This is a genomic window from Xanthomonas euroxanthea, assembly GCF_900476395.1.
Lineage (GTDB): Bacteria > Pseudomonadota > Gammaproteobacteria > Xanthomonadales > Xanthomonadaceae > Xanthomonas > Xanthomonas euroxanthea.
Genome location: NZ_UIHB01000002.1, coordinates 484,478 through 496,613, shown reverse-complemented (window position 1 = coordinate 496,613; position 12,136 = coordinate 484,478). Strand labels below are relative to the sequence as shown.

Genomic DNA, 12,136 nt, shown 5'->3' with positions numbered 1-12,136 from the left:
CTGCGATCATCGACGACGCGCTTTGCCGGACGCAATCTTGCGCTGCAACACGCTGACCGGCTTGCCGTCGTACTGGATGCTGGTATCGGTCTTGGGCTCGAGCGCACCGGCGTCGTCGCGCGGGCCATCGACGAAGCGCACGTTGATGGTGCGCTTGGCCTGCATGCCGGTCCAGCTGCCCTCGCGCTTGCCGATGCTCAGCTCGCCCTTGGCCTGGTTCCAGACCAACGGGATGCGGCTGAACTCGCCCTTTTCGTAGCCGTAGCCCTTGCCGTCGTCCTCATACAGCGAGAACTGGCCATCGGCGCCGGTGTAGACCACCACGGTGAGCGGCGCATCCGGCTTCTGATCCACGTATTCCTGCACCGGGCCGGTCGGCACGATGGAGCCTGCGCGCACGAACAGCGGCATGCGTTCGATCGGCGCAGCGGCTTCGATGCTCTGGCCGCCCTCGTAGCGCTTGCCGGTGGCGAAATCCAGCCAGCTGCTGCCGGCCGGCAGATACACCTGCCGCGAGGTGGCGCCGAAGCGGGTGACCGGTGCGACCAGGAACGCCGGGCCGAACAGGTACTGGTCGTTGATGTCGCGCGCCTTCGCGTCGTTGGGGAAGTCCATCATCATGCCGCGCATGATCACGCCATCGCGCTGGTAGGTATCGCCGGCCAGGCTGTAGATGTACGGCAGCAACGCGTAACGCAGGCGGTTGTAGTACGCCATGCTCTCGTAGAACGGCGTGCCTTCCGGGGCGATGTTCCAGATCTCGCGGTACGGGAACTGACCATGCGAGCGGAAGATCGGCACGAATGCGCCGAACTGGAACCAGCGCGTGTTGAGCTCACGCCATTCCGGCAGATGCGCCGGGTCCTGGTTCTCGTAGCGCTTCTCCACCGCAAAACCGCCGATGTCGAAGGTCCAGTTGGGCAGGCCCGACAGCGCCATGTTGACGCCCCCGGAGATCTGGTCGCGCATGTCGTCCCAACGCGAGACGATGTCGCCGCTCCACACCGCCACTGCATTGCGCTGGGTGCCGGCATAGCCCTTGCGCGAGAGGATGAACACGCGCTTGTCGTCGGCCGCGCGGTCGCCCACGTACACGCCATGAGTGTGCGGCAGCGGATAGGAATTGAAGTATTCGGTGGACGAGCCCAGTGCGTTGGGCGTGGTACGTGCCTTGCGCTCGCCGATGTCCAGGTTGGAATGCACGTCCGGTTCGTCGGCGTCCATCCACCAGGCATCGAAGCCCTTGCTGTTGAGCTTCTCGTTGACCTGGCGCCAGTAGATCGCCTGCGCCTTTTCCGAATACGGATCGTAGAACGAGTTCTTGTAGCCCTTGCCGATCCAGTCCAGCTCACCGACTTCGACATTGCGCTTGTACATGAAACCGGCAGCGTCCAGTTCCTTGTAGTTGGCGGTGGTGGGATAGAACTTGGGCCAGATCGAAATCATGATCTGCGCATGCATGTCATGCACGGCCTTGACCATGCCGTCCGGATCGGGGAAGTGCTGCGGGTCGAAATCGTGCGAGCCCCAGGCATTCTCGGGCCAGTACGACCAGTCGAGCACGATGTTGTCCAGCGACAGCTTGCGCTTGCGGTATTCGGCCACCGCACCGACCAGTTCGTCCTGGCTCTTGTAACGCTCGCGGCTCTGCCAGAAGCCATACGCCCACTTGGGCAGCATCACCGACTTGCCGGTGAGTTCGCGATAGCCGGCCACGGCCTGGTCGTACGAGTCGGCAGAGACGAAGTAGTAGTCGATCATCTGGCCGGCTTCGGACCACAGCGACAGGTCCTTCGCTTCGGCTGCCGGCAGCGGGTCGCGATGCAGCAGCGCGATGTAGCTGGGGTCGATCAGGTCCCACTCGACCTTGACGGTGTGGCGCGTGCCCGGCTCCAGCGCCAGTTTGAACTCGTGATTCCACGGGTTCCAGTTCTGGCGCCAGCGATCGACGATCAGCTTGCCGTCCACGTACAGCTTGGCGTACTCGCTCGAATACAGCGAGAAGGTGTGCTCGCCACCGGTGAGTGCTTCGATCTGCCCCTCCCAGGTGACCTGCATGCGGCTGTTCTTGTCCTTGGTGATCGCCTTCTTCGGATACTTGGTCAAGTCGCTGAGGTACTGGTAGTTCACCTCGCTCTCGCGACGTTCGACGATCTGCTTGCCATCGATCGCATAACGCGCGGTCAGCGCACCGGCCTTGCCCTTGGCGTCGTACAACTTCAGCGTCTTGGGCAGCGGCTGCAGGCCACGCGGGTCGCCCAGGCGACTGATCGAGTTGTTGTCCCACAGCAGGCCGTAGTTGCGGCTGGACACCAGGTAGGGCACCGCCATGTCGATGTTGTTCTGCTGCAGCTCGACGTTGCGGCCCTTCTGGTTCATCCAGCCCTGCTGGTGCTGGCCGAAGCCGTACAGCGCTTCGTCGTCGGGCGACTGGAAACGCTGACGCACGGTCAGGTACTGCTTGCCTTCCACCTTCAGCGGGGCAAAGCTGCGCCCGCCGGCCACTTCCGACAACACCGGCCTGCCATTGGCATCGGCAAAGCTGACGTGGCCATCGACGGTGGAGACGGTGGCGGTGACCTTGCCGGTCTTCAGCTGCACGTTGTCGCCCTGCTCGGCCACCTGGAAGCTGCCATCGCCTTGCACCGGCACGCGCATCAGGCTGGGGCTGCGGGCGAAGTCGCCATCCGGGTCCGCGCTGACGCGGATGATGCCGGCGTCGACCACCTGCAGGCGCACCGGCGCAGCGCCCTTGGCGCTCGGCACCACGGTGACGCCGTCGGCGGCCTTGCGCACTTCCTGCGCGTGCGCGGCATTGGCCAGCAGGGCCAGCGACAACGCCAGGCACTGGGCAAGCGGTGTACGTCGGGTGGCAGGCGCATGGCCGGCGGAACGGTTGATGGTTTGCATGTTCACTCCCTTGGAATTACGAAACGGTGCCGCGGGGGCGGCAGCGCATGGTTCAGTGGATTCAACTTGGCGAACCGCCTGCTGCGCAGCGGTCGGGCTGTGCAGCACGTGGTCGACCAGGCTTATTTGTAGGTGGCCAGCTTGATCTTCAGCAGCTGCGGCGCGCTGGAAAAGTTGACTCCGTAATCGGTCTGGTCGCCGTTCCAGTTGCGCTCGAACTTCCAGTCGCTGCCTTCGTAGACGCCTTCCTCGACGCGGTCGTAGAGCATGTTGGCGGTCGCCTCGCTGGCCGGATGCAGGGTCACGCGCACGTGATAGCCGGTGACCAGGAATTCGTCCGGACCCAGCTCGGCGATCAACGCCGCACCGATCGGCTCGGGGTTGCCCGGCGGCTCGCCCTTGAACCAGAACTGCGGCACGCCGTAGGTGATGGTGGCGCTCCAGCGGTCGTTGAGCTTCAGCTCCTGCACCGCCTGGCCGGGCTCTTCGGCGGTGCCGTGCAGCTTGCCTTCGGAGGCGGCCTTGGCGAACGGGCGCATGCCGCGCTTGACCAGCTCGAAACCCAGCGCGAACGGCGCCAGGGTTTCTTCATTGACGTGCTTGGCGCCCAGCGGATAGTTGGAGTACCGCGTGTAGTCCATGCCGAACGCCGACCAGCCGATGCCGTCGTGGCCCAGCGTCGGGAACAGGTAGCGTGCGTACTCGGGGCGGTTGCCGGTTTCGGCAACGAACAGCGCATTGTCCGGGCGGGCGTAGCGTTCCAGCACCGTGGTGTAGGTGCGGTACTCGGGCATGTAGATATCCGGCGCCAGCAGATCGATATGCGGGCCGGCCGCCTTCCACACGTCCAGCACGTTGTCGGTGGGGCCGCCGCTGGCGTACTGGCCGGGCTGGCCGGGATTGAACGGGCCGCGCAGCGCGGCATTGACGTACATCGGCAACGGGTATTCGGCCTTGCCGGCCTCGGCCACCTGGTCGATGTAGCGACCGATCGACCAGGCATGGAAGATCTCGTCCGCATCGGCACCGAACACCTGTGCCCAGCTGCCCGGCTGCTTGTTCAGGCGCTTGAGCAGTGCGTCCGGCACCGGGCCGTCGAACAGCTTCTGCGCCATCGGCGAGAAGTCGCGCACGCTGCCGTAGGTACCCGGCTCGTTCTCGGGCTGGATCATGATCACGGTGTGCTGCGGATCGACCTGCTTCAGATGCTGCATGAAGGCCACGAAGGCCTTGCGGTCGGCATCCAGGGTGGCCTGCGCATGCGGCGACAGCGACCCGATCGCCTTGCCCTCGCGCGTCACCACGCGCGGGAAGCGCTGGTTGTCGGTCTTGACCCAGTGCGGCGCGTACGCCGGGCCGTTGTTCTTCCAGGTCGCAAACCACAGCAGCACCAGCCGCACCTTGTGCTCGCGCGCTTGCGTGAGCAGCGTATCGACGAAGGAGAAATCGAACTTGCCTTCTTCCGGCTCGACCTGCTCCCAGGCGATCGGCACCTGCACGGTGTTGGGGCCCAGCACCTGCATCGCCGGCCACACCTTGTCCATCACGCCGGGATAGTTGCTGGAGTTGTTGACCTGCGCGCCCAGGATCAGGAACGGCGCCCCATCAACCATCAACGCGTGCTTGCCGTCCTTGCTGACGAACTGCGGCATCGGCGTCTGCGCAGCCGGCGCCGCTGCCGTTGCAGGTGCGGTCGCTGCGGTACCGGCAGTCGGTGCGACTGCGGCCGGCTTGGCTTTGTCGTCCTGCTCGCCGGATTGGCACGCAGCCAGGGCCAGCGTCAGCGCGGACAGCAGCAGCGGACGCAGGCAGCGGCGTGCAGTCGAAGGAGTAATCACACGTGCAACGGGGGAATGCATGGACATAAGACTCCGTGTCACCAGGTATCGGTGCGGAAGGGGGAAACAGGAAGGTGTTCGCGATTGACCAGGTTGGCGTCTTCCGGGTTTTCGCTCCAGCCGTAACGCACCGCGACCGGTGCAGCCACCGCGTCGCTGCGCACGATCACCCGATCGCCGTCGATGCGCGCGGTGGCCGGATGGAAGTGTTTGTCGGCACCGGCGACGCGGAAGCCCTGCACATCGCCACCATTTCGCACCTGCAAGGCACTGCCCTGCAGATCGAAGCGCAGCACGGCCTGGCCCTGGGCAAAGCGCGCCTGCTTGAACACCGGCGCGCTGTACACCAGCGTTTCGCCGTACGCCACATGACGTGCAGCAATCGCAAGTCGATGGCCGACATCGCGCTTGTTGGTGGGATGGATATCGGTGGGGTTGCCGATATCGATGATCACCGCCTGCCCGGTTGCCGGCAGCGCCAGCGTCTTGGACTGCGACTCGCGCAACAGCGCCCAAGGGCTCAGCTCGCCCCTGTCGCCACCGGCCTTGAAGTTGGCCAGCTGCACCCACAGGAACGGCAGCGTTTTTGCGCCGCGCTCGGCGCGCCATTGCTGGATCATCGCGGCGAACTGCTCGCGGTATTTCACCGCACCGTTGTCGGTGGCATTGGTCTCGCCCTGGTACCAGATCACGCCCTTGACCGGGAACGGCTGCAGCGGATGGATCATCTGGTTGTACAGCAGCGTGGGCAGCTGATTCTTGTTGTCGGCCAGCGACACACGCACGGCGGCGGGACGGAACTTCCAGCCGCCTAACGCGCGCTTGGCACCGGCGCTGGTCTGCACGAAGCGCTGCTCGTCCGGGCCATGCATGCCGCCGCCACCACTGAGATCTTCCACCCGCACCGCGATGTGGTTGACGCCTGCATGCAAGGCGGAGGCAGGCACCTGGTAGACGCGCGGCAGGTTCCACTGTTTTTCGGTCGTGCCGACCTGCTGGCCATTGACGTAGGTGATGTCCGAGTCGTCGATCTGGCCCACGCCCAGTTCGATACCGGCCTTGGCCTCGGCAGCGCTCAGGGTGACCGTGGTGCGATACCAGGCGATGCCGTCCATGCCGTCATAGCCGCTGGATTCCCATTGCTGGCTGGTCGGGATGCTGTCCCAGTCGCTGTCGTCGAACGACGCTTGGCGCCACTGCGGCATGTCGCCATCGACCTTGGGCCAGCGCGCGATGCGCTTGCCGGTGGCGGCCTGCGCGGCAGCATCGCGCTGCTTGATCGCCTCGATCGCGCCCTGGTTCTTCTCGCCATTCAAGCCCAGCGAGGCCGCGTCCATCCACGCCTCGATCGCGCTGCCGCCCCAGGTGCTGTTGACGATGCCGATCGGCACGCCGGTGCTGGCGCGCAGCTCCCTGGCGAAAAAATACCCCACTGCGGTGAACTCGCCGGCGTTGTCCGGCGTGGCGGCCTTCCAGTCGCCGCCGGTCAGGCGCGCTTCCGGCTGCAGCGACCACGACTTGGGCACCTTGAAGTGCCGCAACTGCGGGTCGTTGGCCGCAGCCACCGCCTGCGGGCCATCGCTGCCCTGTGCCAACGGCCACTCCATGTTGGATTGCCCGCTGGCCAGCCACACATCGCCGACCAGCACATCGCGCACCTGCAATTGGCCGCCGTCGCCGTGCACGCTCAGCACGTACGGGCCACCGGCGCTGTGCGCGGGCAGGCGAACCCTCCACTGCCCCTGCGCGTCGGTCTTGGCAGTGGCCTGCTTGCCGTCGAACCGCACCGTGATGGCAGCGCCCGGGGTTGCCCAGCCCCACACCGGCATGTCCTGATCGCGCTGCAGTACCGCGCCATCGGCAAACAGCAACGGCAAGCTCGGTTGTGCCAATGCGGCGGGGCTGGCCAGGACCAGGACCAACAGGCAGCCACGACGGATAAGGGAAGCGCTCATGCAATGATCTCCAGGGACGGCGCGACCAATCGGCGCGCAGCGATGCGACGGCGCACGCCGCCGTACACGGTAAGACAGCGCGATGACGCGCGCAGCGACGCAGCGCTCATCGTGGATCGCCGTAGAAGATGCCACGCCCACCGGTGGCGAAGTACACGCGCCCGGGGATGCGCGGATCGCCGGTGACGCTGTACGGCTTGCCGAACCGGTGCGCGTCGTCGTTGATGCGCAACCACTGCGCGCCTTCGTCGTCGGAGCGGAACACGCCGTCCACCCCATCCACGCGGCCGGCCAGATACAGCGCCGGCGGTGCGCCCGCGTGCAACGCCTTGCCGATGCCCAGCGAACGCGCCTGGTCCGGTTTGGACAAGGTCTGCAAACGCCCGCCCTGCCAGCGCATCACGCCCAGCGTGGGGCTGGCCAGATACACCACCCCCGCTCGCCATGGATCCGGGCGCAGCTGCGGACGCGCACGCTCGTCGCGCGCCGGGCTGCCGACCTGGGCACCGGTGTCGCGAAAGCTCGCTGCGCCATCGCGGCTCTCGAACAGGCGCCCGCTGGCGGTATCCACCGCGTACCAGCGCTGCGCGTCGACGCGATCGGCCACTGCCACCGCGGTCTCGGGCAGCCCCTGTACACGCTGCCAGTGCTTGCCGAAATCGGCTGTGCGCCAGTTGCCGCCGGCGTCCGGCGCCCACACCACCTGCGAGGCATCGGCGGCAATGGCGATGTTGCCGGCGCCCTGCCCGGCCGGCGGCTCGCTGGCGAATGCCGTCCACTGCGCGCCGCCATCGCGCGAATACAGCGCACGAATCTCGTTGTTGCGGCGATCGCGCACGGTGCCGCTGCGCACCACCCACTGCGCGGCCTGCCCGGCGGCGTCGATGCTTTCGCCATTGGTCAGGCGCGGGCCGGCGTACTGCAGCTGTGCACGTTCCAGCTCGTCGTGCCGAAAACCGTCGATATCGCCGAGTGCGCTGAGCAGATGCGCGCCGGCCATCGGGCTGAGCAGATCCAGCGGCACGGTCTCTTCCAGCCCGCGATCCTGGAACCACCACTGCAACGGCTGCTGCGCAGAGACCTGCTGCAGATTGCGCGAGGCCCAGATGCCGTAGCCGGTGACGAACAAGGCGTGGTTGCTGTCGAACGGATCGATCGCCAGCGCGCCCATCCAGTGCGGCGTGGCGTGCGCGGTCCACGGGGCATCGCCGTGATCGAACTGCGCGCCGGCCAGCAACGGCGTCCAGCTGCGCCCCCCATCGACGCTGCGGAACAGCTCATCGCGCGGGCTACGACGGCGGAACGTGCTGGCCAGCAGCACCTGCGGCTGTTGCGGATCCACCGCCACCGCGCCCCAGCCGAAGCCATCGCCGCTGGCCGGCTGCGCGATCGGGCTGATCTCGCTCCAACGCGCCAGTGCCGGGGTGTACTTCCACAGCGCGCCACCGGCCATCAGATCCGGGCCGGGCTGGTCGCCGTAGCTCAGGTACCACTGCCCATCGCTGCCACCGGCCATATGGCTGGGACGCAGGCCCCTGGGTTGCCCGGCCACTGCCGTCCAGCTGCGACCGGCGTCGTCGGAAACATACAGGCTGGTCTGCGCGGTGGACACGCCGACATAGATGCGCGGGGTCGGCCGACCGGCGCGGCCACTGGCGGCATCGAAGACGACAAAGGCAATGCCCACTGCCTGTTCGCGTCCGACATGATTGCGCGCGGTTGCACCTGCCAGGGCCTCGGCAGGAAATGCGTCCACCCGCGCCCAGTGCGCGCCGCGATCGTCGCTGCGCCACAGGCCCGCATCGCGTGAGCCCAGCAACAGCACACGGCCGTCATGCGGGTCCACCGCCAGGCGTTCGCCATTGGAACGGCCCAGTTGATTGCCGCCGAGTTTGAACGGCAGCGCGGCACGCTCGAAACTGCGGCCACGATCGAACGAGCGCAGCAGCGCGGCATTGCCGGCACGTTCGTGCATGTAGGTGCCGGCAGCCAGATACAGCGCCTGCGGGTCGGCAGGATCGACCGCAAACGCGTCGATCCCCATCAGATTCCAGTCGTCGGCGCCCAGCCAATCGGTCAGCGCCACCCACTGCTGCGCGCGCCCATCCCAGCGGTACGCACCACCGACATCGGTACGTGCATACGCAAGATCGCGCTCGGCGGGATGGAACAGCACACCGGTGACGAATCCGCCACCGCCAATGGCTACGCTGCGCCACTGGTAAGGCCCCTGCACCGCCGGATCGGCAGCCTGCAGCGGCAGGATCGAAAATGGCAACAGCAACAGCAGTGCCAGCCACGCACGGACCGGCCGCATCGCTGCGGTAACGCGGCGCACAGTAGGCGGATCGATTACAGCGATCATTCCTCCGGCTCCCTTGCGATCGACGGCGCGCCGTCGATAGGAAAAACACCGGTCCGACGGGCTGCCTGCACAGCTCGCCGAACCGGCGACGCACTTCCTACGGCGCGTTCTACAGGCTGGCCCGCAAGGTCAGGCCATACCGACGATCGTTGATCACGAAGTCGCGGTAGCGCGACTCGGTCCCCAGGTAGCTTTCGCGCCGGGTATCGAGCAGATTCACGCCATCGAGCGAAATCGACCACACATCATTGATGTTGAAACGCAGCGAGGCATCCAGCTGGCCGAAGCCCTTGTTGTAGACCGGCAGATTGCCGGTGCCGTTGCCTGCGGTAGTCACCAGCCAGTCGCTGCGCCAGTTGTAGGCCACACGGCCCTGGAAGCGCGAGGTTTCGTAGCTGAGGATCGCGTTGTAGCTGTTCTTGGACAGGCCTTCCAGCGGCACGGTCAGCGCCTGGCCGTTGGTGTCGGTGGCGGTGGGGCTCGGTGCCTCGCTGTCGACATAGGTGTAGTTGGTCTGCAGGCCGAAGCCGCTCAGCCAGCCCGGCAGGAAGTCGAAGAACTGCGTGTAGCCCAGTTCCGCACCGCGGATCTTGCCGGCATCGCCATTGACCGGACGGGTGATCTGCCACACGCGACCATCGTAGACCTCGTTGAACACGCTGTCGGCGATGAAGCCTTCGACCTTCTTGTAGAACAGGGTGCCGTACATCATCGAACCCTGGCCGAAATACCACTCCAGCGCCGTGTCGAACTGATCGGCCTTGACCGGTTCCAGATCGGGGTTGCCCGCCCTGCCGGTGAAGGTCGAGGCGCCGTTGGAGGTGCCGGTGCTCAGGCTCAGGTTCGGGTTGAGGCGATCGAAGGTGGGACGCGAGATACCACGCGAGGCGGCAAAACGCCACTGCAGCTGATCGCTCAGCATCCAGCGCAGGTTCAAGCTCGGCAGCACGTCGGTATAGGTCTGCTGCGCGTCCACCGGAATCAGGCCGCCGCCCTCGCCGTCGGTGCCGGTACGCACGCCGGTGGAGCCGACCTCGGTCCGCACCACGCGCACGCCGATGTTGCCGTCGAACGGAATCGAATCGCTGTCCACACCGAAGCGCAACACGCCGTAGGCCGCGTAGGTCTTCTCGGTCTGCGCGTTGATGTTGTTGGGCGAAAACTCCAGAGGGCTGGCACCGAAGGTGGCCAGGGTCTGCCGATAGTTCGCCACCGCCGCATCGGAGGCGGTCAGGGTCGGGCCGAAGGCATGACTTTCACCGCGGAAGAAATCGGTGATCGGATTGGTCACGACACCAACGCTGGGGAACTGCGAGAACGGCGCGCCCGCGCAGTTGTTGATGCACATGAAGCGATAGATATTACCCTTGGTCTCGGCATCGCGGTCGGTGTAGCGCACACCGGCCTTGAAGCTGCGCACGAAGTCGCTGTCGAAGGCCAGATCCATGTCGGCGCGCCAGGCGAACTCGGTGCCCTTGTTGTCGTCCTTGTTGTCCAGGTGATAGCGCCAGCCGTCGTAATTGTTGACGTCGGCCAGGTAGCCTTCCGCGCCGCTGGCATCGGTCACCGACAGGCGCGGCAGGTCGCCGCGGAAGTCGACGTTGAACTGCGGACTGGTGGACTGACCGGTGGACAGGATGTAGCGCGTGCCGGTGGTGGTGGCATCGACATACTGGAAGTCGGTGCTCAGGGTCAGCTTCTCGTTGACCGTCCACTTGGCGCCCAGCGAGTAATCGGTGGTCACCGAATGCCGCTCGGTCAGGCTGGTGTTGGACTCTGTCGGCACGTTCTGGAACGAGCCGTTGACGAATTCGTTGCGGTCGTTGACTTCGATGCCGGGCAGGCCCTGCATCGGGTTGGCGCCGGTCAGGGCGAAGAACGAATAGTCGTGCCAGCTGAAGTCGTATTCCGAACGCAGCACCTGCGTGTAGACCTCCACCGCATCGTTGGGACGCCATTGCATCGCGAACGCACCGGTCTTGCGCTCACGCTCGCCGACGGTGGTGTTGATGCCGGCGCCATGCGGCACCGACACGCCCTGGCCTTCATAGCCCGGCAGATCGGTCTGGGTGTACCACGGCTCAATCGAGATGGTGTCCTGGCGGAACGGGCTCTTCTGCTGCGAGTAGTTCACCAGCAGGCCGATCTCGCCGATGCCGGTCTGCCAGCGATCGCTGAACAGGCCCGAGAACGCCGGCTTGCCGTCGTCGGCCAGGTCGTAATAGTTGTACTGGACGCTGCCGGCGATCTTGCGGCCGTCGTAGTCGAACGGCAGGCGCGTGCGCAGGTCGACGGTGCCGCCCAGGCCACCTTCGATCATGTCGGCCGAGGGATTCTTGTAGACGTTGACGCCGCCGAGCAGTTCGGCCGACACGTCCTCGAAGCTCAGGCCACGGCCATCGTTGGCGGTGAAGATATCACGGCCATTGAGTTCGGTACGCACCTGGGTCAGGCCGCGGATGGCGATCGAGCTGCCTTCGCCGTAGTTGCGCGTGATCTGGATGCCGGAGATGCGCTGCAGCGCCTCGGCGACGTTGTTGTCGGGCAGCTTGCCGATGTCTTCGGCAACGATCGAATCGACGATCTGCTCGGCGTTCTGCTTGACCAGCTGCGCCTTGGTGACGCTGCTGCGCGTGCCGGTGACCTGCACGGTGTCGAGCTGCTGGGTGGTGGAATCCTGAGCCGGAGCGGCAGTGGTGGTCGCATCCTGCGCGTAGGCCTGCGCGCTCAACAGCGTGGCCACACTGAGGGCCATCGCGGAGCGGCGGAAATCACGGATCGAACGCTGACCCACAGTCCGGCCTGCCGGAATGTGGCGATGTTGCACTGACATGGTGCTCCCTCCCAGGACGCATGTACTTCTAATTTTTTAGCGGGTCGGTGCGCGAACGCCCTGCCCGTCGTTGGTGCTGGCCCGCATCCGCCCACGACCGGAAGGCCGGGCGGTTGCGATGCGTGGTAATCCTGACAAGGCTTACCTAGCGGCTGCGGCCGGAGCATAGGGCGGCGCCGTCGTGCCACACCAATGAAATATTCCTGGAAAGCTATTCGTAAAAACTATAGCAACC

Annotated in this window: 5 protein-coding genes; all 5 read right to left on the bottom strand. The window is 65.8% G+C overall.

The window, feature by feature from the left end:
* Positions 1–6 precede the first annotated feature (6 nt).
* The 5 genes from CPBF1521_RS09340 to CPBF1521_RS09320 all read right to left on the bottom strand — a co-directional run bounded on the left by CPBF1521_RS09340 (position 7) and on the right by CPBF1521_RS09320 (position 11,901).
* Positions 7–2,910: a TIM-barrel domain-containing protein gene (locus tag CPBF1521_RS09340; protein WP_115676789.1), complete on the bottom strand. Its 2,904-nt coding sequence runs from the start codon at positions 2,908–2,910 to the stop codon at positions 7–9.
* Between the two features lie 122 nt (positions 2,911–3,032).
* Positions 3,033–4,703: a GH35 family beta-galactosidase GalD gene (gene galD / locus CPBF1521_RS09335; protein WP_115677096.1), complete on the bottom strand. Its 1,671-nt coding sequence runs from the start codon at positions 4,701–4,703 to the stop codon at positions 3,033–3,035.
* Between the two features lie 83 nt (positions 4,704–4,786).
* Entirely contained in the window at positions 4,787–6,703 is a 1,917-nt protein-coding gene (locus CPBF1521_RS09330; RefSeq protein WP_115676788.1) for a sialate O-acetylesterase, read from the bottom strand.
* A gap of 106 nt (positions 6,704–6,809) precedes the next feature.
* On the bottom strand, positions 6,810–9,068 hold the full coding sequence (locus CPBF1521_RS09325) for a beta propeller repeat protein (protein ID WP_115676787.1): 2,259 nt from the start codon (positions 9,066–9,068) through the stop codon (positions 6,810–6,812).
* Between the two features lie 109 nt (positions 9,069–9,177).
* Positions 9,178–11,901: a TonB-dependent receptor gene (locus CPBF1521_RS09320; RefSeq protein ID WP_104648544.1), complete on the bottom strand. Its 2,724-nt coding sequence runs from the start codon at positions 11,899–11,901 to the stop codon at positions 9,178–9,180.
* Positions 11,902–12,136 lie beyond the last annotated feature (235 nt).

Coding starts and splice junctions, on each gene's coding strand:
- CPBF1521_RS09340 (WP_115676789.1), bottom strand. CDS start 2,910: ATGCAAACCATCAACCGTTCCGCCGGCCATGCGCCTGCCACCCGACGT.
- CPBF1521_RS09330 (WP_115676788.1), bottom strand. CDS start 6,703: ATGAGCGCTTCCCTTATCCGTCGTGGCTGCCTGTTGGTCCTGGTCCTG.
- CPBF1521_RS09325 (WP_115676787.1), bottom strand. CDS start 9,068: ATGATCGCTGTAATCGATCCGCCTACTGTGCGCCGCGTTACCGCAGCG.
- CPBF1521_RS09320 (WP_104648544.1), bottom strand. CDS start 11,901: ATGTCAGTGCAACATCGCCACATTCCGGCAGGCCGGACTGTGGGTCAG.